Here is a 26,118-nt window from a genome sequence, read left to right on the forward strand (position 1 = left end):
ATGAGCGAGTACCAGTACTACGAGTTCACCGCCGTCGACCGGCCCCTCACCATCCGGGAGCAGGCCGAACTGCGGTCGCTGTCCACCCGGGCCGACATCACCGCCACAAGCTTCGTCAACACCTATCAGTGGGGCGACTTCAAGGGCGATCCGCGCAAGCTGATGGCACGGTACTTCGACGCGCACCTGTACCTGGCGAACTGGGGTACCCGCCAGCTCATGCTGCGGCTACCGAAACACGTGCTCGACCCCGCCACAGTCGCCCAGTACTGCCAGGGCGGCAGCGCGTCTGCCAGGACCGCCGGCAAGCACGTCATCATCGACCTGCACAGCGAGGACGAGGACGGCACCTACGAGTGGGACCTCGACGGTCACGGCCTGCTCGCCTCGATCATCCCGATCCGGGCCAGCCTCGCCGCCGGCGACCTGCGCCTGCTGTACCTGGGGTGGCTCCACTGCGTACAGGCGGAGGACATCGCCGACGACGAGCCCGAACCGCCCATCCCAGCCGGACTGGGCACCCTCGACGCGCCCCTCACCGCCGTCGCCCAGTTCCTCCGCATCGACCCCGACCTGATCATGGCCGCGGCTGCCGGGTCTCCGCCAGCCGCAGCCAGCGAACCGACCCCTACGGAACTACGCACCTGGGTCGTCCAACTGCCCGCCCGGGACAAGGACGCCATCCTGACCGACCTGATCACCGGCGGCGACAGCCACCTACGCAGCCAACTGTTGCGCCGATACCGCGACGCGCACCACACCGACGCGTCCACCCCGACGGCCGCCCGCACCGCCGGGGACCTGCTCGCCACCGCCGCTGACCTGCGCGCCGAACGAGAACGCCGCGACGCCGACCAGCGCGAACGCGACCGGGTACGCCAGGAACGGTCCGCCGCAGCAGCCCGGCAACGACACCTCGACACCCTCGCGGTCGACCAACCCGCCGCCTGGCAGCAGGTGGACACCTTGATTGCCACAAAGAAGCCGCGTGAGTACGACACCGCAGTTCAACTCCTCGTCGACCTACGCGACCTCGGCGAACGCGACGCGGACAGCGGGCTGTTCCAGCGGCGGCTGGCCGAGCTACGGACGGTGCACGCCCGCAAGCCCAGCCTGCTCGAACGCTTCGACCTGGCAGGTCTGGATGCCTGAACAGATCCGGGCGACCGCCGCGTCCGCCCAGACCAACCTGCACGCCGTGCTGCACCTCGTGGCCACCGGTCGGCTCCGGTGTAGCCAGACGACCCGGCGGCCCGCGGCCACCGCCGTCGCCGCCATCGCCGACGTACTCGAGGGCGGCGACTTCTACCCCGACGAGCCGATCGCGGCGTTCGCGTGGCCGCTGATCCTCCAGGCCGGCGGGCTGGCCGAACTCGCCGGCGCCCGGCTGCAGCTCACCGACCGGGGACGCGCCGCCCTGGCCAAGCCGGCCGCCGCGACGGTCCGACGGCTCTGGCGATCCTGGGTCACCACCACCGTCCTCGACGAGTTCAACCGAATCGACGAGATCAAAGGCCAACGCGCCGCGAACGTCCTCACCTCAGCCAAGAACCGCCGCAAGGCCGTCGCCACCGCCCTCGCCGCCTGCCCGCACGACGAGTGGATCACCATCGACGACCTGTTCTCCACAATGCGCCGCAGAAGAGAAACCTCTCCGACCGTTGCCCGCAGCGAACGCGGACTGTGGAAGCTGTACCTCGTCGACCCCCAGTACGGCAGCCTCGGCTACAGCGGATTCGCGGACTGGCCGATCCTCGAAGGCCGCTACACCCTCGCCGTACTGTTCGAGTACGCGGCGACGCTCGGCCTCATCGACATCGAGTACACCGACCCCGCCGGTGCCCGCACCGACTACCACGACAACTGGGGCGCCGACGACCTCGACTACCTCAGCCGCTACGACGGCCTCCTCGCCATCCGCCTCAACCCACTCGGCGCCCACGCCCTCGGCCTAGCCGACGACTACCGGCCGGTGGACAACGTTGCGGCGCCGGAGCGGACCCTCAAGGTCCTCTCCACCCTGGACATCGTCGCCGTCGGCGACCCCACCGCCGCTGACCGGCTCATCCTCGACGCCCATGCCGAACGCACCAGCGACCGGGTCTGGACGATCCGCGCCGACACGCTCCTCACCGCGATCGAAACCGGCCGACAGCTCGGCCCATTCGTCACCTTCCTCGCTGACCGAACAACGCACGACCTGCCGGAAACCTTGACCGTCCTGGTCGATGACGTGACCACCCGAGCCACGAGGATCCGCGACCTCGGCCTCGTCCGTCTCATCGAATGCGCCGACGCCCCACTCGCGACCCTCATCGCCCGCGACCCAAAACTCCGCCGCCTGTGCACCCTCGTCGGCGACCGGCACCTCGCCGTGGCTGCCGAACACGAACCGCAGTTCCGCCGCATGCTGCGGCCCCTCGGACACACGGTCGCCGCCACGACCGGATGAACCCGCACAGTGCAGCAGGACACCGCCGCATCGCCAACGCGCCCCGCACGAAACTGTGGCGGTGGCAAATCTTGTACGTGTGCGGCGGCTCGGTGGCCACCAAGGTCAGCAGCTGCTCAGCATCACCCGCCGGGGAGACCAGCTCACCCGTCCGACGCCGGCGAGCGATGGTCGTGCTCGCGTCTCCGGTGGGAACACGGTGCCGGCGATCGCCCCGCCTGGTCCAAGCCGACGAGGACACGAGCCAGCAGCTCGCTGCCGGCCTCCAAGGCGAATGGAACCTCAATCCGACCGGATGCACGCCAAGCTCACCCGACTCGTCGCCCGCCAGATCCTGGCCGAACCCGAACCGGGGTCCGGTAGGCGTAGGCCATGTCGAGGAGGTTGGGCGTTCGGTCTCACTCGCGGGCCAGCCCCGGTGGCAGCGCGTCTTCGTCGGGTCGGATCTGGCGGGCGTTGGCCACCGGGTCGCGTTCGAGGGTGTGGATCAGTGGTGCCGGGCCGCCGACGCAGGTCCAGGTGTCGTCCCAGAGCGCGGAGACCAGCCATGACCGGTCGGCGGGGAAGAAGAGGTCGGGTAGCGCGCCGTGCGGGTGGCGGATGTGACCGCCGGTGCGCCAGGTGAGAGCTTGCTCGGGGCCGGCCTCGACCAGCACGTACGGCCAGTTCCAGTAGAGGAACACCCTCGGGGCGTGGGGGAAGACGACGTCGTGGGCGCCGGTGTCGAGGTAGGCCAGCCACCAGGACTGGTCAGGGGTGTGTGTGATGAGGTCCTCGATCAGGGCCTGCTCGTAGGCGGCGGCGGTGACGTCGTCAGCCTGGTACGTGGTGGCGTAGGCGTCGAAGACCGGCGGGATGGCGGTGGTGATCGAGACGCCGGCAGTGGTGTGACCAGCGATCCAGCCCACGTCGGCGGCGGCGCCGATGCGCCAGTCCCGCCCGTCCTTGCTGACCTGCACACCGCCATTCAAGCCGCTGCAGCGACGGTTGGCGTGGGAATCAGGCCGGTTGCGGAGCGGCGGCCCCGCGCCCCCGTTATGGGCAGTCACGCCGTACGCCTTCCCCGCGCTCGATCGATCCCCGGGTCTCGCACTTCGTGTCCGAGGCGCCGGCCAGCGACGGTGGGAGGCTGGGGTCGCCGTGCCCGCGGGGCCGGGAGTGGGGATGGCTGTGTGTGTTACGCCGTGATCGTGGCTGAGCTTCGAGGTGCCGCCCGCTCCCGCCTCGGGGGCGCGTTGGTTGAACGGGCGCGGCCCTCCTGGCCGTAGACCCCGATGCTCGGGAGCGGTGGGTATGGCTGCGTGTGTTTCGCCGAGATTGCTTGGCTGACGGTAGGAGATGCCACCCGCCGCTTCATCGTCTGCGAGATTCGGTAGACCGCTGATGGAGACCCGCGACCTGCGTTCGCATTGGTAGAAGGTGCCGGCAAATCCGAACCCACAGACCAGGGCCCGACAGAAATTCGATCGAATGAAGGAGAGGCGCGAGGGTGGCGAAGCTGTGGATCGGCGTGGACATCGGTAAGACCCACCACCACGTCGCCGCCGTTGATGGCGACGGTCGGCTCGTCTACTCCCGCCGGGTCGCCAACGACGAGACCGCTCTCCTGGCGGTCATGGCCGAGGTGTCGACGCACGGCCGCCCGGTCTGCTGGGCGGTCGACGTCACCACCGGCCTGTCGGCGCTGCTGCTGACCCTGTTCTGGCGGCGGCAGGTGCAGGTTCGCTACGTCTCCGGCACCGTCGCGTTCCACATGGCCGCCGCGTTCGCCGGGGAGAACAAGACCGACGCCCGCGACGCGGTGGTCATCGCGCAGACCATCCGGATGCGTCCTGACATCCCGATCCTGGAACCGTCTGACCGGCTCCTCGCCGAGTTGACCGTGCTGACCGGCTACCGGGCCGATCTCGTCGGCCAGCGCGTCGCCACCCTCTTCCGGTTACAGGAGCTACTCACCGGGATCAGCCCCGCCCTGGAACGGGCGGTCGACCTGAACCGCAAAGGCCCGATGATGGTCCTCGCCTGTTGGCAGACCCCGGCCGCGATCCGGCACGCCGGCGTCGACCGGATCACCACCCTGCTACGGCGCGGCCACGTCAAGAACGCCATCCAGGTCGCCGAGGCGATGGTCGCCGCCGCCCGGCAGCAGACCGTCACCCTGCCCGGCCAACGGGCCGCCGCCGTAGTCGTCGGGCAGATGGCCACCGAGATCCTCGCCTTGGAGCAGCGCATCGCCGCTGTCGACGACCTCATCGCCGAGCAGCTCGACCAGCACCAGCTGGCGCCGATCATCGGGAGTCTGCCCGGCATGGGCGCCCTGCTCACCGCCGAACTGCTGGTGCACACCGCCGGCATGACCGAGTACGACAGCCCTGCGAAACTCGCCGCCCACGCCGGCCTGGCGCCTGTTTCCCGCGACTCCGGGACGGTTTCCGGCAACCATCGGCAGCCTCGTCGCTTTCACCGTCGGCTGCGGCACATTCTGTGGATGGCCGCGTTCACCGCCGCCAGGGAATGCCCCACCTCCCGCGCCTACTACGAGAAGAAACGCGCCGAAGGAAAGAACCACCGGCAAGCCATACTCGCCCTCGCCCGGCGACGCGTCGACGTTCTCTGGGCACTCGTCCGTGACCGTAAGACATTCACCCGACCGGCACCAGCGATCCGCGCCGCAGCCTGAACCAGCACGCTCCCCGCCGACGCGACCCCGGTCCCGCCGGCCGCTCCACCCTGCCCGTCAAGATCATCTGGAGTCACATGGAGACTCGGGCTGTGGTCCTGGGCTGGGCGAACAGGGGTCCGGGGAACGGGGGTGAACGTGGGCCGCTCCCTGCCACCCCAGGTGAACCCCCAGGTCGCTAGACTGTGCCCTCGCGCCCTCGTAGCTCAGGGGATAGAGCATCGGTTTCCTAAACCGTGTGTCGCAGGTTCGAATCCTGCCGGGGGCACCAGGTCACAGCCTTGATCATCGATCACTGATCCGCCTGCCAGGCCGTCGTGTCCGATCGCTTGTACCTGCGCCCGACTGGTGTCCAGGTGTTCAGCGACAGGGGGGCTGATCAGGGGCGTAGGCGCGGCCGACCATCCGCGATTTTGCGGGCCTTGCTTCGGCCTACGTTCTGCCGATGGTGGTCGGTGCCAACTTCGATCCGCTGTGCGGAGGCATTCGTTGCTCTGCGTCGCCGTACTTTTTCCTCCACGGCACCAGCGACCGGCGCTGGTGCCGTGGAGGGCAGGTCGGGATGAAGTCCACCGGAAGTGCTTCGGGCAGTGGTCCGGACCGGCGGTCCGGGCAGCTGGCGGTGAACCAGGTCGCCCGGCGGTCTCGTTGGTGGTCGACTAGTTTCGAAGGGCCACGACGGGGCGCCGATCCTCGTTCTCGCGCAAGCTGCGGTCGCTCATGTGCTTGATGTTGTCGATCAGCACCAGCAGGGCGCGGACCGAGGGTAAGATCATCTGCCCCTCGCGGGTCAGCCTCGCGCCGGTGGAGTCGCGGTTGAACAGGCGCGCACCGAGCGACTGTTCAAGGCAACGGATTTGGTAGCTGACCGCCGGCTGGGAATAGCCTAGTTCCTTTGCGGCTAGGTCCATCCGTCCAATCTCGGCGATCAACGCGAAGGCTCTGAGCTCTCGCTCGTGCATACTGTCCCCCGTTTTAACTTATTCGTTCATCACGCCGTCAGGAACTGCGTCGATGACCGAGCGGATCCGGCTTTCACAGGAACCCAGGTCACCGATACGCCGTACGCGGGTGTGCGTGGGCGATTGCTCCGATTCCTCACAGCTGGTCCGATCCGCTAGCAGGATAAGCCGCGATCTGCGACCGCTGTCAATGGTCGGTCGCGCGGGAGCCACCAACCCCCTGCTGGCAAGTGGTGGAAGGGCTGCTGGTGGCCTTCGCTGTCCCGTCGCCTGGCGTGGGAAGCGCCGGTGAAACCAGGTATGTCGAGGGACGCTACCGTCTGCTGCTCGGGGTTTGGCCCGGACGGGAACGGCCTCTCGATCATGCATTCACGAGGGTTCACGCGAGACGCGGTGCGGACTGCGGCAGTCTCGGCCGCCCTCTGATGGATCACCTCGACCGCACGAGGGAGACGGCGGGGCGGTGGAGCTGGAACCTTCACGCACGTCTGGTCGTCGCCGAGCAGCAGCCAGCGACCGTCGGGCCGATGGTCGTGGTCACGTCGGCTGACTGAGTAGGCGATCAGCGCTCACCGCAAGGCCGCATGCAAGCTATCGATATAGCGGGTCAGGTCGTTGAGCGCGCCACCGCAGTCCCCGTACCGTCGCTCGTGGGTGACGCCGCCCGTCAGCCGGTAGCAGGCGCGGCGTCCCGGGCCGGTTCATGCCGCCCGCTCGCACGTCGGCACACCGACGTGATCACCACGGGGGAGATGACGATGGGTGATGTGATTCGACCTGGGCCGGGACGGCCGATGTCCGGAAGTTGTGCGGCCAGGATCGCCATTCGATGACGGCCGCAGGTCGACGGGCGGTCGCCGACCAGCCCACCATCGTGGACCTTCACCTGCACTCCCGTTTCTCCGACGGCGACGAGTCCCCGGGCGATCTGGCGCGTCGGTGCATCGCAGCCGGTCTGCGCGTCGCTGCCTGCACCGACCACGACACCCTCGACGGGGTGGCGGAGTTCGCGGCGGTGGCCGAGGAGGGTGGCGTTCGGGCCATTCCCGGGTGCGAGCTGACCGTCACGTGGCGCGGGCATGAGCTGCACTGCCTGGCGTACTTCGTCGACCCGTCGCAGCGGGCGCTGCGGGCCCGGGTCGACGAGGTCCGCCGCGCCGAGGTCGCCTGGTGGCGGGACTGGTTCGACCAGGCCGGCCGGGTTACCGGTGTGCCGGTCGACTGGACCCTCGCGGCGCAGAAGTTCGGTGCCGACCGGGTGGCCTACCGTGGCGATTACCTGGACCTATTCCTAGGCGCAGCGACGGGGGACGCCCGCTTCGCCGGTTATCCCATGGGCGAGCACGCGTCGTTCATCCAGGACTGGTGCCGGCCGGGGAAGCCGCTGCACGTGCCGTATCCCTGGCGGCCGGCGCTCGCCGACGTGGTCGGCTGGGTGGCCGGAGCCGGTGGGGTGACCGTACTGGCCCATCCTGCCCGCGCGTTCGCCGCTGACGAGTTGCCGGTCCGCTTCGCCGAGCTGGTGGAACTCGGGGTGACCGGGGTGGAGGTGTGGACGACGTGGCACGACCCCACGGAGATCGACCGACTGCACCGGCTGTGCGAGAAACACCAGCTGGTCCCGACCCAGGGCTCGGACCACCATGGGGTACGGCTCAAGCCGTGGGCACCGGAGCCGGGCCTGGTACCGGTCGACGCGCCCGATCCGCTCGACATCGTTGCGCGACTTGAGCAGGCGCGGCCGACCGTCGCTGCGGGGGCACGATGAGTTCCTGGCGCCTGCTGCCGGTGCTGGTGCTGCGCCAGGCCGGTTTCCCGTTCGAGATGGTCACCGAGTACGCCGACAGTAGGGCGGTCCTCGATGCCGCCGAGCTGACCGAAGCCGAGTCGATCGCCCGGGCGGCTGCCGAGGAACTCAAACGGTCGTTCCGCGCGGCGGCGCTGCCAGACCGTGTGGTCGTCGCGTCCTGGCTCGGCTTCCTGCGCCCTCTTGACGAGGTGCGGCTCGCCGACCTGCGCCGACGGTTGCCGGAGCCGGTCGGCCCGGTGCTGCGCCGGTATCAGGATGCCGCCGTCCGGCTCGACCACGGTTGGCGGTCCTGGCAGCGGTGTCACGACGAGCGCCTCGCCGAGGCCGCGACCAGGTTGACGACGACCTTCCGCACTGACGCCCTGCTGCGCGACGCCATGTTGCTCTCGAACGACGCGCAGTTCCCGCACTTCACGGCCTGGCTGGACGCCCCCGGTGACCCGATGTCCCGTCGGGGCCGCAAGATGACCGACCTGCTCATCCGTTACCTGCAAAGGTTCGGCACCAAGAACGAGACCCACTCGCACTTCGGTCCGCTGACCGTGGGCCGTGCGGCACGGGACGTGTCGGGGGTCGCCTGGGCCGCCGCGAAGCCCGAGCGACGGACGTTCTTCTCGCACTGGGCGGCGGAACGGGTGGCGGCGAACCTGTCGGTACGGCCCGAGCAGCGGGACCGGGTCACGGTGCGACGCCGTCCCCTGGCGTTCTTACGCGACGGCGCCGTGCACCTCTACGCGTTCACCAGCGAAGCGGGGTTGTCGGCCGACTGGCATTTCCGTCAGGTCGCCGAGCGGCCACTGAGCGGGGCGGAGCGACTGCTGTTCGAGTTGGCCGACGCGGAAACGACAGTTGGCCAGCTGCGTGCGGAGTTCGACCGGCGGGGCGTCGCTGGATTCGACGCCGCCCTGGAGTCACTGACCGTCGAGGACATCCTCGTCGCCCGGTTCGAGGTGCCGATCGGGGTACCGGAGCCGCTCGCGGCGCTGCGCGAGTCGATCACCGAGGACGTCGAGGCCGAGGCGGCGCTCGCCGCCCTGGACGAGGCGACCAGGGCGATGGCCGACACCACGCCAGCGGACCGTCCGGCCGCGCTGGCCCGGGTCAAGGAACTTTTCGGCACGGTGACCGGGGAGGCGGCGAACCGGGGCAGTGGTCGGCACTACGCCGACCGGTCGGTGCTGTTCGAGGAGTGCCACGGCGCGGTCAGCGACTTCGTGCTGGGGCGCGAGGCCGTCGACTTCGTCGAGGACGAACTGGCGCCGGTGTACGAGCTGGCGCTGGCCGGCCCCCGGCTGCGGATGATCCGTGAGACGGCGGTGCTGACGGACTGGCTGACCGAACGCTTCGGACCCGGCGCACAGGTGCCGCTGGATGAGTTCTACGCGGCCTACTTCGCCGACCGGGACAGCCTGTCACGCCGGTGTGACGTCATCGACGCCGAACTGGACCAGCTCGACCGGGACCTGACCGAGGTGCTGCTCGGCTCGCCCGACCCCGAGGCGGCTGAGGTCGCCGTACCCAGGGAAAGGCTCGACGCCTTCCTGGCCCGATGCCCATCCGGGCCGCCCGCGCTGTGCAACCCGGACATCATGCTGGCCGCCGAGGACGCGTCGGCGTTCGCGCGAGGGGAGTTCCTGGCGGTCGTGGGTGACTGCCACGCGACGCGGGAACTGCTCACCCACACCAGCTTCGCCGCACTCGTCCGCGAGCGCGCACCGGAGGTGGTGGCGGAGGTGGCGGCGGCGTACCGCGGCCTGGTGGAGCCGGACGAACTCGTCTGCGACCTCGCCCGCAGCCACCCGGACAAGACCGCGAACCGGGTCCCGTTGCCGATGCCGGATCTGGAGATCTACGGTCGTTCGTCCCGGCCACGGGCGGAGGTCATCACCCCGGATCGCCTCTACCTTCAGCTCGGATCCCGGATCGAGCTGCGGGCCGAGGGCGTGCCCGGACGGCTGCGACTGCTCGCGCCGCCGAGCGGCGGCCCCAGCATCAGACTGGACCCGCTCGCGCCGTTCGCGTTTCCGCGCCGACTCGGCGGCCTTGGCCTGCACGCCGGTCACCTGCCGCACGTACCACGCATCCGCGCCGGCCGGGTGGTGCTGCAACGCGAGCGGTGGCACATCCCCACCCAGGAGTTCGTCGGCACCGGCCCCGGCGCGGCCCGCCAGCGTGGCGACGCCGCCGAGTTCTACGCGGCCTGCCGCCTGCGGGAGCGGTACCGGCTGCCCCGGTTCGTGTTCGCCAAGGTGGCGCACGAGCCGAAGCCGGTGTTCGTGGACCTCGATGCCCCGCTGCTGGTGCGGCAGCTGTTCCGGCTGGCCCGCACGGGAACCGGGGTGATGCAGCTCAGCGAGATGCTGCCCGGCCCGCGACAGCTCTGGCTTCAACGCGACGGGCGGCGGTTCACCAGCGAGATCAGATGTGCACTGTTCACCGCGGATCGGTCCGGTGTCCGCCGGACGAAAGAGGAGGTGCGGACACATGGCTAGCAACGACGAGGCCGACTACCGGATCGCCGACCTGGGTCTGGCGCGAGCCGGCCGGGTGGAGATCCGGTGGGCCGAGCACGAGATGCCCGGGTTGATGGCGCTGCGCCGCAGGTACGCGCCGTCCCGGCCACTTGCGGGCAAGAGGATCAGCGGATTCCTGGCCCTGACCGTCCAGACGGCCGTCATCATCGAGACGCTGATCGACCTCGGTGCCGACGTGCGTTGGTCGGGCTGCAACGTGCTGGGCACCCAGGACCACGCGGCGGCAGCGGTGGTGGTCGGCCGGGACGGGACACCGGAGCGGCCCACCGGGCCGGCGGTCTTCGCCTGGCGTGGGCAGAACGTCGACGAGTACTGGTGGTGTGCGGAGCAGTCGCTGCGGTGGCCCGACGGCGGCGGTCCCGACTCGGTCATCGACGACGGCGGCGACTTCGGCATGGCGGTGCACACCGGGTTGGCCGCCGAGGCGGACGGCTTCGTGCCCGACCCGGCCACCGCGCGTACCGGGGACGAGGCCGCCATGCTGCGCATGCTCGCCGCCACCCTGGCCGAACGACCGAAGCAGTGGACCACCATGGTTGCCGGCCTCCGGGGCGTGACCGAGGAAACCACCTGCGGGATGGTCCGACTCAACCGCCTGCACGAGCGCAAAGAGCTGCTCTACCCGGTGATCAACATCAACGACGCGGTGACCAAGTCGAAGTACGACAACCACTTCGGTTGCCGGCACTCGCTCATCGACGGGATCAACCGGGCCACCGACGTCCTCATCGGCGGCAAGGTCGCCGTGGTGGTCGGCTACGGCAACGTCGGCAAGGGATGCGCCCAGGCGTTCCGTGGGCAGGGGGCGCGGGTGGTGGTCGTCGAGATCGACCCGATCTGCGCGTTGCAGGCCGCCATGGACGGCTACCAGGTGACCACGCTCAACGAGATCGTCCCGGTGGGGGACTTCTTCGTCACCGCCACCGGCGCCTGTCGGGTCATCCGCCCCGAACACATGGCGCGGATGAAGCATCTCGCGATCGTGGGCAACATCGGCCACTTCGACATCGAGGTCGACGTCGCCGGCCTGGCGGCATACCCGGGCATCCAGCGTGCGCAGGTGAAGCCGCAGGTGGACGAGTGGGTCTTCCCGGATGGTCACTCGGTGATCGTTCTCGGCGACGGCCGGGTCATCAACTTCGCCAACGCGACCGGCCATCCGTCGTACGTGATGTCGGCTTCCTTCACCAACCAGGTGATGGGGCAGTTGGAGCTGTACGAGCGTACGCCGGGCCTCGAAATCGGCATCCACCTGCTTTCCCGGCGGATGGACGAGGAGGTGGCGCGGCTGCATCTCGACTCGCTCGGGGTGCGGCTGGACGTCCTCACCGAGGAGCAGGCCGAGTACCTCAACGTTCCGGTGCAGGGACCCTTCAAGTCCGACACCTACCGGTACTGACCCGATGACGCCGAGGCAGGACGCCGCGTCGTGGACGGCTTTGCCGGTCGTGATGGTGCGCCAGGCGGGTTTCCCGGTCGACCTGCTGGAACCGCTCGCCGACAGCACGGTGACCAGCAGGATGGTCCGCCTGCGTACGGCTGAGGCCACGGCCCGGCGCGCCGCCGGTGAGCTGCGGGACCAACTGCGTGCCGCCGGTGGCCCGGTGTCGGCGACCGTGGCCGCCCGGATCGGCATGTTGGCACCGGTGCCGGACTCGGTTGCGGGCTCGCGCCGCTACCGGGAGGCGGTGGCCCAGCTCCAGGGCGAGTGGCGGGAGTTCGCGGAGCTGCACCGCGCCTGGCTGGCGCAGGGCCGTCGCAGCGTCGTGGACGCCTTCCGCGCCGATCCGGCGCTGCGTGAGGTGCTGTTGCTGTCCAACGATGCCCACTACCCACGGTTCGCCCGTTGGCTGGCCGAGCCGGACGTCGACCCGACCTCGCGGACCTACCGGCGGATGGCGGATCTGCTCTGTCGTTACCTGCAACGGGTCACCGCCAAGAACGACACGACCGCCCACTTCGGCCCGATCTCGGTCGCGTTGCTGGGTACCGAGCCCGGCCTGCACTGGTCCGACCGTAAGGCCGGCCGCCGGGTGGACTTCTTCACCCACTGGGCGGCCGAGGCACTGGGACGCCGTTTCGCCAGCCAGGCACCGCTGCGTGACCAGGTGCGGCCGCGACGTTCGCCGTTGGCCTTACTGGACGGCCGTCGACTACGGCAGTACGCCCCGACGACCAGCAGCGGCCTGATCTCCGACTGGCGGTTCGACCAGACCGACGACGTCGTTCTCGACCCGGAGCAGACCTGGTTGCTCGGGCGTTGCGACGGTGAGCGGACACTCGCGGAACTGCGGGCCGAGTGGCCCGGCGGCGACCTCGACGGCGTCCTCGCCGACCTGGCCGCGCGCGGCCATCTGGTGGCCCACTTCGAGATCCCGGTCGGCGAGCCGGATCCGCTGGCCGCGCTCCGCGCGGCATTGCCGTCGCCGGCCACGTCTCCGGCGGCCTCCTCGGCGCACGGACTGCTCGACACCTTCGGCAAGCTGCTAGCCGAGTTCGGGGCGGCGGAGTACGGGCGGCGGGCGCCGGTGCTGGAGCAGATGAAGCTCGCGTTCACCGAGGCGACCGGGGCACCGGCCCACCGGGGCGAGGGGCGCATCTACGCGGACCGGTCACTGGTGTACGAGGAATGCCACAGCCGGGCCGCGGACTTCACCTTCGGCCCCGATCTGGCCCGCCTCCTCACCGAGGACCTCGTCCCGGCGTACCAGATCGCGTTGGCGGGCTCCCGGGCGCGGATGCTGGCCGAGCGGGCCCTGCTCGCGGAGTGGGTCAGCGGTCGGTTCGGCGCCGGCCGCGACGTCGCACTGCCCGACTTCTACGCCGCACACGTCGAGGATCGGGCGCTGCTGGCCGAGCGGAGCCGCCCGGTCGACGAGCAGGTCGCGCAGCTTGAGCGGCACCTCGTCGGCACCCTGCTCGCCGACGCGGATCTTGACGCCCGCGCGGTGGAGGTGCCGGCGGAGCGGCTCGCCGCCCTCGTCGCGGGCCTGCCGACCGTCCCGTCGGCGGTCTGCAATCCGGACATCATGCTGGCGGCCAGTTCCGCCGACGCCGTCGCCGACGGCGACTACCAGGTCGTGGTGGGCGAATGCCACGCCGTCCGCGAACTGCTGGCGCACAGCAGCCTCAGCCCGCTGCTGGCCGAACGGGCACCGGAGCTTGCCGACCTTGTCCACGCGGCGTACGGGGGCCTGCTCGACTCCGACGAAGTGCTCTGTGACCTGGTCCGGTCGCATCCGAACAAGACCGCCGTCCAGCTCCGCTTCCCGTGCCCGGACATCGAGATCACCGGGCGCTCGGCGAAGCCACGCAGCCAGGTGATCCAGCCGGACCAGCTGTACCTCAGGGCGGCCGACGGGCAGATCGACCTGTACGCCCGGGGCGTGCCCCACCGGCTACGGCTGCTCACCACCCCCGCCGGGGGTCGCTCGATCCGGCGGGACCCACTGACCCCGTTCTCCTTTCCTCGACACTTCGGCGGGATCGGGATCCCGAGTGCGCTGCCGCACGTGCCGCGCATCACCTCGGGGCGGCTGGTCCTACGCCGGGAAAGTTGGCGCGTACCGGCGGATCAGCTGTGGCGGCCGACCGCCGTTGCCGGCATCTCCGGCGACCCGGCTGAGTTCCGTGCCGTGCAGGACCTGCGCGAGCGGCTGGGGCTGCCACGGCACGTCTTCGCGCGACTGCCCGGCGAGCCCAAGCCGATCTACCTGGACCTCGACTCGGCGATGTTGGTGCGCCAGGTCTGCCGAATCGCCCGGCAGACCGACGGAGTGGTCGAGCTCAGCGAGATGTTGCCGGGCCCGAGCCAGCTCTGGCTGCACCTGGATGGACAGCGGTACACGACCGAGCTGCGGTACGCCGTCTTCTCCGGTTCGCTCCGCACTACAGAAAACGGGGACCGTTCATGAAGATCTGTCTGCTGGTTGCCATGCCGGACCGGCCATTGTTGTTCGTGCAGCAGCCCGTGGAGTCGCTCTACACGGCGACGATCCTGCGGCAGCAGGGTCACGACGCCTACCTCGTCGACGCGCGACTGGGGGAGGACCAGGTCAAGCTCGGTGACCCAGACCTGGTCATCGTCATCACCCAGACGTACGACCTGACACAGTGCAACTCGATCTCGCTGGAAAAGTCCCGGGAACTCGTGGCCATGGTGCGGCAGCGGCATCCGGGGGTGCCCATCGTGGCGGCTGGTGTGCACGCCAGCATGGAACCGGAGATGACCCGCCGCGATCTTGACGTCGATGCGTCGCTCCCCGGCGAGTTGGAGTCGGCCGTACCGGCGTTCGTCGCGCGGGTGACCGCCGACCCCTTGGCGCTGCACGGCCCGTTTGACGACATACCGCAGCAGGTCGACCCGCAGACCCTGCCGGTGCCCGACTACGACCTGGTCGACGTGCATCGCTACTGGGGTGAGGTGGTCGACCCGTCCGGTGCCATCCGTAACGGGACCACCGGGCTGATCTTCGCCAATCGCGGGTGCCCGTACACGTGCAGCTACTGCTTCGTCTGGTTCGGCGCGAAGATCCGTCGGCGTGATCCCGAACAGGTCGTGGCGGAGATGCGGGCCCAGCGGGAACGGGGCGTACGACACTTCTTCTTCCTGGACTACACGTTCACCATCGTCCCCACCTGGGTACGGGAGCTGTGCGCCCTGATCCGCGCGGAGAAGCTGGACGTCTCCTGGATCTGCCAGACCCGGGTGGAGCGGGTGAATCCGGAACTGCTGGCGGACATGCGCTCGGCCGGATGCACCGGCATCTTCTACGGGGTCGAGTCGCCCTGGATCGCTGACCTGGACATGGACAAGCCGACCGGACGGGAGGCCATCGAGGAAGCGGTGCGGCAGACCAACGACGCCGGCATCCAGCCGCTGGTCTTCATCCTCTTCGGCACCGAGAACGGCGATCCGGCGAAGGCGCGGGAACTGCACGACTTCCTCCGTGACCTGCCGGCCACGTTCCATCCGAGCGTGCTGCTGCCACGGCCGTTCACCTCGCTGTGGAACAAGCACACCGAAGGGATGGCGCGACCGACCAGTTGGACCGAGTACGCGCAGGTGGCGTCCGAGCTTCAGCGGGAGATCCTCGGCCGGTCAGAGGTGGGCGCGGTGCACAAGGAAATCCTCCTACTGCCCAACTACGTCGAGAACCGGCTCCGGGTGGAGGAACCCGTTGAACAACGGTGACGGGGCCGACCGGGTGACAGTGGGGCGACAGGCGTTGGCCCGGTTCTGCCGGGAGCGGCGCCTGGCCCTCGGTCTCCTGACGGCATCGTTGGGCATGGCGCTGGTGTCGGCCGCGTTCCCGGTGGCCGTCGCCTACGGCGTCGACGCGGCGACGCGGTCGGACCGGCGTGCCGTCTGGACGCTCGCGGTCACCGCCGTCGCGATCGGCGTCGTCGTCTGGGCGCTCAACTGGATTCGCGTCCACCTGGCCCGGCGGCTGATCGCCCGTACCGTGCTCGAACTCCGGCTCGACCTGCTGCGGTGCGCGCTGCGCGGCGGCCTCGACCTGCACGACCGCTACCCACGCAGCACCTTGCTGAGCCGGGCCACGCACGAACTGGACGAGTTCGGCGAGAGCGTCTTCCGGCTGCTGGAACTGGCGCAGCAGGTGATCGTGGTCGCGTTGCTGCTGCCGCTGATGCTGGTGCTGGACTGGCGGCTGACCATCCTCACCCTGCTCTGTGGTGCACTGATAATCCTGGTGGGCAGGGTGTTCCGGCGCTACACGGCTGCGTCGGCGGCGCGGGCGGCAGCCGACGCGGGTGCGGTGTCCTCCCTGGTGCAGGAGTTGACGGCCGGTCTGCGGGTGATCCAGTCGTACCGGGCCCAGGATCTGCTGGACGAGGCGGTCGGTCGGGCGAACCGTGCCGCCGCCGCGTCCTGGCACTCCGCCATGACCCGGGCCGCGCTGCTCATGCCGATCATGGCGGTGCTGGTCGGACTGGCCATGGCCGGCGTGGTGTGGGGAGGAGGGCTGCTGGTGGGCGCCGCGGTGATCGGTGTCTCCGCCTGGTACCTCTTCGTCGTCGCCGCGGACCGGATCTCCTGGACGCTCTCCTCGGCGGGGGCGCTTGAGGCCCAGGTTCAGCAGGCGGCGGCGAATGCCGCCCGGGTCTTCGAGATCCTCGACCGGGACGAGCGGCCGGGCACCCTGCCCGGCGAGGAACACTCGCCACGGCGGCCGGCGGCCCGAGCCGTGGAACTCAGCCTTGACCAGGTGCGCCTGCGTTACCACAACGGGACCGAGGCGCTGCGCGGCGTGTCGTTGCGGGTGCCGGCCGGTTCCCGGATCGGGCTGGTGGGGCGGTCCGGCACCGGCAAGTCGAGCCTGATCAAGGCGGTTGCCGGGCTTCACCCGCTGGCCGGCGGCGCGGTGCTGCTGGACGGAATGCCCCTGCCGCGCTGGCCCGAGCCGGAACTGCGCCGCGTGGTGGCCTACCTGCCGCAGCGTCCGCAGCTCTTCTCGGGCACCCTGGCGGACAATCTGCGCCTGACCCGCCCGACCGCCACCGACGACGATCTGCTCCAGCTGATCCACCGGGCGGGGCTGGCCGACTGGTTGGCGACGCTGCCGGGTGGCCTGCGCGCCGACGTGGGGCCGGGTGGCGCGGGACTCTCGGCCGGGCAGCGGCAGATCGTCGGGATCCTGCGGGCGCTGGTCAAGGAGCCGGGTCTGGTGCTGCTCGACGAGCCCGCCGCGCACCTGGACAGCTCGACCGAGAAACACCTGCGCGAGGCGATGTGGTCGCTGCTCGATCAGGCCACCTGCCTGGTCATCGCGCACCGGCTCGACACGGTTCGGGAACTGGACCTGCTGGTCCTGCTCGACGCGGGACGGATCGTCGAGCAGGGGACCCACGACGAACTACTGAACGCCGACGGGACGTACGCGGCGCTGCACGCGGATCACCTGGTGGGGGCGATCCGTGCCTGATCGACTGTCCGGACCGACGGAACTCCGGGCCTGGCTCGTCGCACGGGCCGCCCGCTCCTGGCCGGTGCTGGTCGGTTCGCTCCTCGGAGGGCTGGCCGCCGCCGGGTTCGCCGTCCTCGCCCCGGTGGTGACGGGCTTCGCCGTCGACGGCGTGTTGGCGGGCGGCGCCACCGGCCGGCTACTCGCCCTCGGTGCCGCCGTCCTGCTCGCCAGCCAACTGCTCCGGGCGGCGGTGCTGCAGCTGCGCCAGCGCGCCGCGATCGCCTTCGCCGCCCGGACCGAGCGCGACCTGCGTACGGTGCTGGTGCGGCAGACGCTGCACCACGGCGACCCGGCGCACCGCCTGTCGCTGGCCAACGGGTTGGTCGGTGACCTGCGCGTGGTGCGGGCGGCGATCTACCCCGGGCTGGACATCACCGTCTCGTCGCTGGCGTTCCTGGTGGTCGCCATCGCGGTGGCCCCGCTCTACCACCCCTCGCTGCTGCTGGCACCAGCGCTGTTCACCGTCGGCTATCTGGTCGTCGGCGCACGCCACCTGCGCTCGCTGACGACCGCCGCCGAGCGGGTCCGCCAGGACGGCACGTCATTGGTTGCGGTGGTCGCCGAGGCACTCGGCAACGTCGAGGCGATCCGCGACGCGGACCTGCCCGACGCGGTCTGGGACCGGCTGCGCACCGCCGCCGTCGCCCACCACGACACGGTGGTACGCCGGGCCGGTACGGAGCGACGCGCCCCCATGTTCCTCCTGCTCGGCGTCGCCCAGGGGGTCGGCTTCGGCCACGCGCTGCTGCTTGCCAACCGGGGCACCCTGAGCCTGGGTGACCTGGCCGGCTACACCGGCGTGCTCATGCTGCTCGGCGCGCCGGCCTTCAGCGCGGTGATCGCCTTCAGCCTGGTCGCCGACGGGCGGGGCGCGCTCCGCCGGCTCGCGGCCACGTTCGCCCTTGCGGCCCCGCCGTCCTCCCTGCGGGCGACACCATCCGTGGACGTCCCCGTCATCACCGCCCGTGGCCTGGTGCTCGACGTTGCGCCCGGTGCCTCGTCGGTCGGCACGAACCTCACCATCGCGCCCCGGTCGCTCGTGGTGATCACCGGCGAGGTCGGAGCGGGAAAATCCGTGCTGGCCCGCACCCTCGCTGGCCTGCGGGCACCTCGGGCCGGCGGGGTCTGGATCGACGGGGACCCCACCGACGCGTGGGATCCGGTCGTCCTGTCCAACGTGGTGGCCCACGTCGACGAGGAGGACGCGCTGTTCTCGACGAGCCTTGCCGACAACGTCCGGGTCGGGCGGCTCGACGCCGGGCAGCGGGAGCAGACGTCGGCGGCGGACCGCGCGGGGGTCGACGAGTTCGCCCGGTCCCTGCCCGACGGCTACGACACGCTGCTCGGCGAAGGGGGCGGACACCTCTCCGGCGGCCAGCGGCAGCGGGTGCGGCTGGCCCGGGCGCTGTTGTCCCCGGCGCGGGTGCTGGTCCTCGATGATCCGTTCAGCGGTCTGGACGCCGAGACGGCGCGGCGGCTCGCGGCGGAGCTGGTGGAAGAGGCGCGGAACCGCACCGTGGTGGTGGTGACCGAGCGGCAGGACGTCGCCGACGCGGCGGCGGTGAACCTCTGTGTGTCGAATGGTGTCCTGACCGTCCAAGAAGCAGCCGCACAGGAGACAGCGTGACCGATCTGGACAGCCCGACCGCGGGAGCGAACGCGGACAGCAGCTACGACAGCAACGACCTGGTGAACATCGAGGCCGCCGTTGCCGAGGCGGTGGAGAAGCTCCAGTTGACCGACCTGGCTCCCGCCGGTTCGGGCCTGGAGTTCGTCGTACACCGCGCCGTCAGCTCCGAGCACGGACTGGTGGCGGTGCGGGTGCCCCGCTACCGGGCCTACCGGTTCCCCGGGCGCAAACCCTTCACCGCCGAGCGATCGCTGGGGCAGGAACAGCTGATCTGCGGGCACCTCTACGCGATGGGCTTCCCGGTCGCGGAGCCGCTCGCCATGGTGCAGACGGCGGCCGGGCCGGTGCTGGTGTCCGGTTTCCTGCCCAGCGACCGGGACGGCGCGGAGAGCGTACAGATCGGTGAGCTGCTGGCGCGGCTGCACGAGGCGCCCCTACCACCGGGACTCGATCCGCTGGACCATGACGGATACCCGGTGGCCGAGGCGGTGGCCCGGCGGTTGCGGCGCCGATGGTCCCAGATGATCGAACACCTGCCCGCCCTGCCGCCGGCTCCCACCCTCGATGCGGCCATCGCCGCCCTGGAGCCGATCTCCGGCAGCCCCGCGTTGCTGCACCTCGACATCCGCGCCTGCAACCTGCTCAGCGCCGACGACCGGATCACCGGCTGGGTCGACTGGACCTGCGCCATGGTGGGCCATCCGGGCATGGAGCTGGCCCGCCTGTCGGAGTACGCCCAGCTGCCCGAGAACGGGCTCTGCGAAGTCGAGGTGCGCGACGGATACCAGCGGGTCGCACCGCTACCGGAACTCGATCCGGCCCTGGAGGCATTGGTGCGACTCGACACCGTGCTGATGCTCGGGGTCATCTTCTTCGCGTACGCACCCGACGCGACCCGGCAGACCTGGGTCGGAGACCGCCTGGGTGTGCTGATCGAGCAGTGTGAGGGCGCCTTGGGCGGCCGGACCTGAGCGGGGCGGCGAACCCCGCGTTGCCGACTCGCTGGCGGCATCTGGGGTGCTGGCGACGGCCCGCCCGCCCGACGTGGCGCCGGGCGGGCGGGTCGGTGGTCAGAGTGCGGTGCGGATCGCCTCGGCAAGGGTGACCGGTGGCCGTCCGATCAGCGTGGCCAGGTCGTCGGTCTCGACGTACAGCTCGCCCTCGGCGGCACCTCGGTCGCTGTCGGCCAGCAGTTCGGCGTACGCCTCCGGCAGGCCGGCACCGACCAGGACCTCGACGTACTTCTCCACCGACAGGTCGGTGTAGCCGACCTCGCGGCCGCTCTGCCGGGACACCTCGGCGGCCAGCTCGGCCAGGGTGAACGCGGGGCCGCCCAGTTCGTACGCCCGGTCGGTGTGCCCGTCGCCGGTGAGTACCGCCGCGGCGGCCTGCGCGAAGTCGGCGCGGGCGGCGGCGCTGATCCGGCCGTCACCGGCCGCGCCGGCCACACCGTGCTCCAGGTACGTGGGCAGTTGTGGCAGGTAGTTCTCCAGGTACCAGCTGTTGCGCAGGAAGACGTACGGCAGCCCGGCGGCGATGATCTCCTGTTCGGTGGCCCGGTGCTCGGTGGCGAGGGCGAGGCTGGAGGTGTCGGCCTTGGCGATGCTGGTGTAGACGACCAGACCGATGCCGGCCTCCTTGGCGGCGGCGACCACGTTGCGGTGCTGGCCGATCCGCCGGCCGACCTCACTGCCGGAGACGAACATCAGCTTCTCGGCTCCGGCGAACGCGGCGCGCAGCGAGTCGAGGTCGTCGTAGTCGGCGCGCCGCACGGTGACGCCGAGCCCGGACAGCTCCGCCAGCCGGCCGCTGTCCCGGCCCAGCGCCACGATCTGGCCCGCCGGTACGCCCCGGTCCAGCAGCGCGGTGACGATCAGCCGGCCGAGATGTCCGGTGGCCCCGGTGACGACGATTGACATGGGTGTTGCTCCCTCCAGGAAAACGATCTGACCTCGTCGTCAACCCGGAACACCGTGGCGTTGCTTCCCGTTGGAGAGTGGGCACCTTGAAGTGCGCCACACTCTGTTGGAGAGTAAAGACGTGGAGCCGAACCTGTACGACCGCAACTGCGGCAGCCGCCAGGTGCTCGACCGGATCGGTGACCGGTGGAGCGTGCTGGTGGTGCTGACCCTCGCCGACGGCGTCAAGCGCTACAGCGAGTTGGCCCAACGCATCGACGGGGTGAGTCAGAAGATGCTCACCCAGACCCTGCGCGGCCTGGAGCGCGACGGTCTGGTCAGCCGCACCGTGCACGCCACCGTCCCGCCCCGGGTCGACTATGCGCTCACCGATCTTGGCCGCACCCTGCTGCCCCTGCTCTCCAGCCTGCAAGCCTGGGCCACCGGCCACCTCGCCGAGGTGGAAGCCGCCCGCACCCAATACGACACCCGCCCCTGACCGGCGAGGTCGGGCAAAAAGAGGTCCGCCGATTGAACCGGGCCGATTACCGTACGTAGTGCGCGTACCAGCCGTCCATTCGGACCGAAGGAGCGCAGGTGTACGACGAACAAGATCGTGACCACCGAGAACGGCCGCGAGCTAGCACGAACCATGGCTCGGGCAGCAGCGGAGACGAGGCGTCCCGGGCCTACCGTCCGCTACGAACCTGCTTCGCTGCCGCAGGCGGCCACCTACGGGCCCACCAGGCGCGTCGTTGCCGAACAGGGCTCGGTACGGGTCGGGCGCGATCGACTGCGGGTCGGGTTGCGATCGAATACGGATCGGGTGCGGCTGCTAGCGGATCGGGCTCGGTCTCGGCTGGTTCCGTCGCCGGAATCAGCCGGCGGAGAGTTGGTTGGCGGCGCTGAGAACCTGGTCGATCAGGCCGTACTGGCGGGCCTGGTCGGCGGTGAACCAGCGGTCCCGGTCCCAGTCCTGCTGGATCTCCGCCAGGGTGCGCCCGCTGTGCTGGGCGATCAACTCCAGCATGGTCCGCTTCACCTGCAGCATGTTCTCCGCCTGGATGGTGATGTCGGAGGCGGTGCCGCCCATTCCACCGGAGGGCTGGTGCATCAGGATCCGGGTGTGCGGGAGGGCGTACCGCTTGCCGGCTGTTCCTGCGGTGAGCAGAAACTGGCCCATCGAGCCGGCCAGCCCGAGCGCCAGGGTGGCCACGTCGTTCGGGACGAAACGCATGGTGTCGTAGACGGCCATGCCGGCGCTCACCGAGCCGCCCGGCGAGTTGATGTAAAGCTGGATGTCCCGCGTCGGGTCCTCGGCGGAGAGCAGCAGCATCTGGGCGCAGATCTGGTTGGCGATCTCGTCGGTCACCTCGCTGCCGAGGTAGACGATCCGCTCCCGCAACAGCCGTTCGAACACCTGATCACCGAAGGTCCGTCGCCCGTCGTCCAGCATCGTGATCATGTCGTCACACCCTCCGCCCGCCGGCGTGCGACGTCGTCTCGCCCGGGAACCGGCGCGTCCAGCGTGCGCGAGGGGCTCACTCCGCTGCCAGCGGTTCTGCCTCCGGCAGATCCGCCTACGGCAGAACCCCGCCTGCGGAGATCTTGGTACGCAATAGCCCTCTGAGCGGCCATTTCTTACCAAGATCGCGGTCGATGTGCGGTGACCTCGCTCGACGGGCGGCGCGGTGGCGCACGGACGGGCGAAGCGGGGACGGGTGGAGGGGGGATGGGCGGAGCAGGGTGGCTCGGATGACGGTGCAGGTCTGGATGGTCGGTGCGGGGAAGACGATCAGCTTGATTCCGCCGATCAGGCTGCCGCCGAGGCCGATGTGGTCGCCGCTGGCGGGGCTGCTGTCGGCAGCGGCACCGCTGGCGCCAGGCAGGAGGCCGAAGCCGGGTCGGGCCAGTCCGCGACCGCCTGGACCGCCTGCCGTGTCGAGATCGCGTCGGCCGCCTGCTGTGTCGAGATCGTGTCGGCCGCCTGCCGCGTCGGCATTGCGCCGGTTGCCTGCCGTGTCGAGATTGCGGCGGTCGGCTGGCGTGTCGAGATCGCGGCGGTCGGCTGGCGTGTCGAGATTGCGCCAGGTGGGCGAGGTCGACGTGGGCTTGAAGCCGAAGCCGCTGAAGTGGGCGACGGGATGAGCGGAGCCGTCCGTACCTCGTCTGATGGCGGCGACTGCGGGGTCGGCGCGCCGGTTGGCCGGGAGGTAACTGCCCTGGGGGGCGGCGGGCACCCGCCGCTCCACGCGCCGCAATTCGTCGCGGGCCTGCTCAAGTAGGTCGGAGAGGTAGAGCCCGAGCGCGCGGCAGATCGCGGCGAGCACCTCGGAAGAGGCTTCCTTGCGGCCCCGTTCGACCTCGGACAGGTAGGGCACGGAGACACCGGCGGCTCGGGCCAACTCCCGCAGGGTGAGGCCCTGGCGCTGGCGTTCGCGGCGTAACACCGCGCCGATCACCCGTCGCAGCAACGACATGCGGCCTCACTCTCGCCGGTCCTGCGCTGACCACCCCATCATGCCCGCCCGCCAGCGCCGATGCCGTCCCGCCCTAGGAGGCGACGTCCCACCGGCACGCCCGCCTGCCGCGCGGACGACGTGCTTGGGCCGCCTCGCCGTGCGGATTCCCCGCCAGGGGCTATGTTGTGGGCGTGCAGGCGACGGAGGCGGGGCAGGTCCCGCGGTGATCCATTTTCCCGCGCAGCGGCGTGGCCCGCTCAGCGCGCTGAGCCTACGGTTGGCCGCCGCCCTCGGGCTGGTGTTCGCCGTGGTCGCGGTGGTCTACCTCGAACGGGACCAGTACCGCGACATCAACGGCGACGGCCTGACCCTGTTGGACTGCTTCTACTACGCGGTGGTCTCGCTGTCGACCACCGGATACGGCGACATCGTGCCGGCCACCCAGGGGGCCCGGCTGGTCAACGTCCTGTTCATCACGCCGGCCCGGGTGCTGTTCCTGATCATCCTGGTCGGCACCACGCTGGAGGTGCTGACCGAGCAGTACCGGACCGGCCGCCGCCTGCACCGGTGGGAGAGGAAATTGAAGGACCACGTCATCATCTGCGGCTACGGCACCAAGGGGCGTAGCGCGATCTCGGCGCTTCAGGAGAACGGGCTCGACAAGTCCAGGATCGTCGTGGTGGAGCGCAACGCGTCGGCGTTGCGGCAGGCCACCTCGAACGGGCTGGTCGCCATCGAGGGCTCGGCGACCCGTTCCTCGGTGCTCAACCAGGCGCACGTGCGTACCGCCAAGGCGGTGATCATCGCGACCGACAGCGACGACGCGTCGGTGCTGGTGGCGCTGACCGTACGCCAGCTCACCGCCGGGCAGGTCCGGATCATCGCGGCGGCGCGGGAGGCGGAGAACGCGCCCCTGCTCAAGCAGAGCGGCGCGCACCACGTGATCGTCTCGTCGGCCACCGCCGGTCGGCTGCTCGGCCTCTCCACCTCCGCCCCACCGCTGATCGACGTGGTGGAGGATCTGCTGACTCCCGGCCAGGGCATGGCGCTGGCCATGCGGTCGGCCGAGCGGCACGAGGTGGGCAGGAATCCACGCGAGCTGGACTCGCTGGTGATCGCGCTGGTCCGGCGCGGGAAGGTGGTCACGCTGGCGGACCAGGCTGGCGCGGTCGTGGAGACCGGCGACATGCTGGTCCACGTACGCGACGACCGGCCCACGGCGAACACTCTGCCCTGAGAGCTAGCGGTCCTCCTCGGTGCAGGCCGCCGCTACCTCAGCACAGGCGGCTGCCTCGGCACAGGTCGCCGGTACCTCGCTGGTCGCCCGGCGCAGCAGGTCGTAGAGGGTGTCGCGTTCATTTTCGTTCAGCGCGCCGAGCACCTCGTCCTCGACGCTGGCCAGGGCACACTCGGCCTCGTTGAGGCGCTTTGCCCCGGTTTGCGTGAGGCTGACCACATGCCGTCGACGGTCCTCGGGTGAGCGCCGCCGCTCGACCAGGCCGTCCGCTTCGAGGTCGTTGAGCAGCCCCACCACGTTGGTGCCGTCGAGTTGAAGGGTGCCGGCGAGTCCTTGCTGGCTCATGTCGCCCGCATCGCGCAGCACGGTGAGTGCGACGAGGTGCCGGGGGCGCAGGCCGAGTGGTGCCAGCACCGACTCCGATCGCAGCCGCATCCGGCGGGCCAGGTATTCGAGCAGCGCGCCGCTGCGGCGCTCTGTCTGCTCGACCTGGTCGGGGGACATGTGACCCACTTTACCCGCGCAGCGGAAGATGTCCTTGCTATAAATGGTTGGCGCTACACAAACAATCTGTGGAGGGTTAGCCAATGTCTCACCTGTTGCACATCGACTCGAGCATCCGTGGCGAGCACTCGGTCAGCCGGCGGCTCACCGCCCGCGCGGCGGCCGCCTGGCGGGCGGCCAACCCGCACGGCACGATCAGCTACCGGGACCTCGGCAAGCAGCCGTTGCCCCACCTCGACGAGGCGGGCGGCCTGGCCCGGATGACGCCGCTCGACCAGCACACGCCGGAGCAGCGTCGCTCCTGGGAACTGACCGAGGGTCTGGTGGCCGAGGTGAAGCGGGCCGACACCGTTCTGCTCGGCCTGCCCCTGTACAACTACGGCGCGCCGAGCAGCGTGAAGACCTGGGTCGACCTGCTCATCGCGCCCGGCCTGTCGTACGACCCGGAGACCGGTGCCGGGCTGCTCGGCGAGCGCGAGTTCATCGTGCTGACCTCCCGGGGCGGCGGGTACGGCTCGGGTACTCCGCGCGAGGGCTGGGACCACGCCGAGTCCTGGCTGCCGCACGGGCTGTCGATGACCGGCCTCGCGCCGCGGTTCATCGCCACCGAGTTGACCCTCGCCCCGACCGTGCCCGCCATGGCGGAACTGGTCCCGAGCCACCAGGAGAGCCTGGCGGCGGCCGAACGGGCCATCGACGAACTCTGGGTACCGGCGGCGGTCTGACCTCTCGCCCGGCCCGCAAGGGTTCCGCCACGGCAGAACCGCCCGTCCCCGGGCCCGTGACGGGCGGTTCCGTGGCCACCGGTGGCCACGGAGGCGCGGGTTTGCCCGCCGGCCGTCGAAACGAGGGGCCCGCCCGCGAACGAGACGAGGGGTCCGGCCGGCGAACGAGACGAGGGCCCGGCCAGTGAACGAGGCGCCGGGCCCGGCCAGTAAACGGAGGCGAGGGCCCGGCCAG

At 70.4% G+C, this 26,118-nt stretch carries 19 protein-coding genes, 1 tRNA gene and 1 pseudogene; 15 read left to right on the plus strand and 6 right to left on the minus strand.

Going from position 1 to position 26,118, the window contains the following annotated elements:
• Positions 1-1,152, plus strand: coding sequence for a hypothetical protein (locus E0H26_RS03570; protein ID WP_131300768.1), 1,152 nt, complete (start codon positions 1-3; stop codon positions 1,150-1,152).
• Positions 1,145-2,452 (plus strand): hypothetical protein, encoded by a 1,308-nt coding sequence (locus tag E0H26_RS03575; protein ID WP_131300770.1) that lies wholly within the window; start codon positions 1,145-1,147, stop codon positions 2,450-2,452. Before E0H26_RS03570 ends, E0H26_RS03575 begins: the two co-directional genes overlap by 8 nt.
• A 398-nt stretch (positions 2,453-2,850) precedes the next feature.
• Here the strand turns inward: E0H26_RS03575 and E0H26_RS29520 are convergent, their stop codons facing one another.
• Entirely contained in the window at positions 2,851-3,411 is a 561-nt protein-coding gene (locus E0H26_RS29520) for a hypothetical protein (protein ID WP_206024864.1), read from the minus strand.
• Positions 3,412-3,941: 530 nt separating this feature from the next.
• Here E0H26_RS29520 and E0H26_RS03585 point away from each other — a divergent pair.
• Positions 3,942-5,132 carry an IS110 family RNA-guided transposase gene (locus E0H26_RS03585; RefSeq protein WP_131300772.1) on the plus strand — a complete coding sequence of 397 codons (1,191 nt, stop codon included), beginning with the start codon at positions 3,942-3,944 and terminating at the stop codon, positions 5,130-5,132.
• 195 nt (positions 5,133-5,327) lie between these two features.
• Positions 5,328-5,403: transfer RNA gene (locus tag E0H26_RS03590), tRNA-Arg, on the plus strand.
• Between the two features lie 388 nt (positions 5,404-5,791).
• Here E0H26_RS03590 and E0H26_RS03595 read toward each other — a convergent pair.
• Positions 5,792-6,094, minus strand: coding sequence for a helix-turn-helix domain-containing protein (locus tag E0H26_RS03595; RefSeq protein WP_131300774.1), 303 nt, complete (start codon positions 6,092-6,094; stop codon positions 5,792-5,794).
• Positions 6,095-6,923: 829 nt separating this feature from the next.
• Here E0H26_RS03595 and E0H26_RS03600 point away from each other — a divergent pair.
• From E0H26_RS03600 to E0H26_RS03635, 8 genes are read left to right on the plus strand one after another with little or no spacing between them, the layout of a single operon-like run.
• On the plus strand, positions 6,924-7,862 hold the full coding sequence (locus tag E0H26_RS03600) for a PHP domain-containing protein (RefSeq protein ID WP_131300777.1): 939 nt from the start codon (positions 6,924-6,926) through the stop codon (positions 7,860-7,862).
• Positions 7,859-10,396 (plus strand): lantibiotic dehydratase, encoded by a 2,538-nt coding sequence (locus tag E0H26_RS03605; protein WP_131300779.1) that lies wholly within the window; start codon positions 7,859-7,861, stop codon positions 10,394-10,396. The genes E0H26_RS03600 and E0H26_RS03605 overlap by 4 nt, the downstream gene beginning before the upstream one ends.
• Positions 10,389-11,837: an adenosylhomocysteinase gene (ahcY, locus tag E0H26_RS03610; RefSeq protein WP_131300781.1), complete on the plus strand. Its 1,449-nt coding sequence runs from the start codon at positions 10,389-10,391 to the stop codon at positions 11,835-11,837. The genes E0H26_RS03605 and ahcY overlap by 8 nt, the downstream gene beginning before the upstream one ends.
• A gap of 4 nt (positions 11,838-11,841) precedes the next feature.
• Positions 11,842-14,352, plus strand: a complete 2,511-nt coding sequence (locus E0H26_RS03615) for a lantibiotic dehydratase (RefSeq protein WP_131300783.1) — start codon at positions 11,842-11,844, stop codon at positions 14,350-14,352.
• Positions 14,349-15,632, plus strand: coding sequence for a B12-binding domain-containing radical SAM protein (locus E0H26_RS03620; RefSeq protein WP_131300785.1), 1,284 nt, complete (start codon positions 14,349-14,351; stop codon positions 15,630-15,632). Before E0H26_RS03615 ends, E0H26_RS03620 begins: the two co-directional genes overlap by 4 nt.
• Positions 15,619-17,385 (plus strand): ABC transporter ATP-binding protein, encoded by a 1,767-nt coding sequence (locus tag E0H26_RS03625; RefSeq protein ID WP_131300787.1) that lies wholly within the window; start codon positions 15,619-15,621, stop codon positions 17,383-17,385. The genes E0H26_RS03620 and E0H26_RS03625 overlap by 14 nt, the downstream gene beginning before the upstream one ends.
• Positions 17,378-19,054 (plus strand): ATP-binding cassette domain-containing protein, encoded by a 1,677-nt coding sequence (locus tag E0H26_RS03630; protein WP_131300789.1) that lies wholly within the window; start codon positions 17,378-17,380, stop codon positions 19,052-19,054. The genes E0H26_RS03625 and E0H26_RS03630 overlap by 8 nt, the downstream gene beginning before the upstream one ends.
• A complete protein-coding gene (locus E0H26_RS03635; protein WP_165521753.1) occupies positions 19,051-20,028 on the plus strand; it encodes a phosphotransferase family protein in 978 nt (325 codons plus the stop codon). Before E0H26_RS03630 ends, E0H26_RS03635 begins: the two co-directional genes overlap by 4 nt.
• A 99-nt stretch (positions 20,029-20,127) precedes the next feature.
• Here E0H26_RS03635 and E0H26_RS03640 read toward each other — a convergent pair whose 3' ends face one another.
• Positions 20,128-20,976, minus strand: a complete 849-nt coding sequence (locus E0H26_RS03640) for an SDR family oxidoreductase (protein ID WP_131300793.1) — start codon at positions 20,974-20,976, stop codon at positions 20,128-20,130.
• Positions 20,977-21,097: 121 nt separating this feature from the next.
• Here E0H26_RS03640 and E0H26_RS03645 point away from each other — a divergent pair, with 121 nt between their 5' ends.
• The gene (locus E0H26_RS03645; RefSeq protein ID WP_240741996.1) at positions 21,098-21,454 is read left to right on the plus strand and encodes a winged helix-turn-helix transcriptional regulator; all 357 of its coding nucleotides are present in this window, start codon (positions 21,098-21,100) and stop codon (positions 21,452-21,454) included.
• Positions 21,455-21,832: 378 nt separating this feature from the next.
• On the opposite strand, the gene E0H26_RS03650 is transcribed toward E0H26_RS03645, so the two are convergent.
• Both E0H26_RS03650 and E0H26_RS03655 read right to left on the minus strand, forming a co-directional pair.
• On the minus strand, positions 21,833-22,420 hold the full coding sequence (locus E0H26_RS03650) for a ClpP family protease (protein WP_131300798.1): 588 nt from the start codon (positions 22,418-22,420) through the stop codon (positions 21,833-21,835).
• 769 nt (positions 22,421-23,189) lie between these two features.
• Positions 23,190-23,435 (minus strand): annotated as a pseudogene (locus E0H26_RS03655) (helix-turn-helix domain-containing protein); the annotation flags it as partial.
• Between the two features lie 205 nt (positions 23,436-23,640).
• Between E0H26_RS03655 and E0H26_RS03660 the strand changes: the two are divergent.
• On the plus strand, positions 23,641-24,654 hold the full coding sequence (locus E0H26_RS03660; RefSeq protein ID WP_131300800.1) for a potassium channel family protein: 1,014 nt from the start codon (positions 23,641-23,643) through the stop codon (positions 24,652-24,654).
• A 3-nt stretch (positions 24,655-24,657) separates the two neighbouring features.
• On the opposite strand, the gene E0H26_RS03665 is transcribed toward E0H26_RS03660, so the two are convergent.
• Positions 24,658-25,158, minus strand: coding sequence for a MarR family winged helix-turn-helix transcriptional regulator (locus E0H26_RS03665; protein WP_131300802.1), 501 nt, complete (start codon positions 25,156-25,158; stop codon positions 24,658-24,660).
• A gap of 83 nt (positions 25,159-25,241) precedes the next feature.
• On the opposite strand from E0H26_RS03665, the gene E0H26_RS03670 reads away from it, so the two are divergent.
• A complete protein-coding gene (locus tag E0H26_RS03670) occupies positions 25,242-25,883 on the plus strand; it encodes an FMN-dependent NADH-azoreductase (protein WP_131300804.1) in 642 nt (213 codons plus the stop codon).
• Positions 25,884-26,118 lie beyond the last annotated feature (235 nt).

This window comes from Micromonospora zingiberis, assembly GCF_004331455.1.
Taxonomy (GTDB): domain Bacteria; phylum Actinomycetota; class Actinomycetes; order Mycobacteriales; family Micromonosporaceae; genus Micromonospora; species Micromonospora zingiberis.

Bases quoted from the DNA above. Each gene is read 5' to 3' on its own strand.
- E0H26_RS03615 (WP_131300783.1), top strand. From the start codon at position 11,842: ATGACGCCGAGGCAGGACGCCGCGTCGTGGACGGCTTTGCCGGTCGTG.
- E0H26_RS03670 (WP_131300804.1), top strand. From the start codon at position 25,242: ATGTCTCACCTGTTGCACATCGACTCGAGCATCCGTGGCGAGCACTCG.
- E0H26_RS03570 (WP_131300768.1), top strand. From the start codon at position 1: ATGAGCGAGTACCAGTACTACGAGTTCACCGCCGTCGACCGGCCCCTC.
- E0H26_RS03600 (WP_131300777.1), top strand. From the start codon at position 6,924: ATGACGGCCGCAGGTCGACGGGCGGTCGCCGACCAGCCCACCATCGTG.
- E0H26_RS03650 (WP_131300798.1), bottom strand. From the start codon at position 22,420: ATGATCACGATGCTGGACGACGGGCGACGGACCTTCGGTGATCAGGTG.
- E0H26_RS03620 (WP_131300785.1), top strand. From the start codon at position 14,349: ATGAAGATCTGTCTGCTGGTTGCCATGCCGGACCGGCCATTGTTGTTC.
- E0H26_RS03595 (WP_131300774.1), bottom strand. From the start codon at position 6,094: ATGCACGAGCGAGAGCTCAGAGCCTTCGCGTTGATCGCCGAGATTGGA.
- E0H26_RS03605 (WP_131300779.1), top strand. From the start codon at position 7,859: ATGAGTTCCTGGCGCCTGCTGCCGGTGCTGGTGCTGCGCCAGGCCGGT.
- E0H26_RS03575 (WP_131300770.1), top strand. From the start codon at position 1,145: ATGCCTGAACAGATCCGGGCGACCGCCGCGTCCGCCCAGACCAACCTG.
- E0H26_RS03665 (WP_131300802.1), bottom strand. From the start codon at position 25,158: ATGTCCCCCGACCAGGTCGAGCAGACAGAGCGCCGCAGCGGCGCGCTG.
- ahcY (WP_131300781.1), top strand. From the start codon at position 10,389: ATGGCTAGCAACGACGAGGCCGACTACCGGATCGCCGACCTGGGTCTG.
- E0H26_RS03640 (WP_131300793.1), bottom strand. From the start codon at position 20,976: ATGTCAATCGTCGTCACCGGGGCCACCGGACATCTCGGCCGGCTGATC.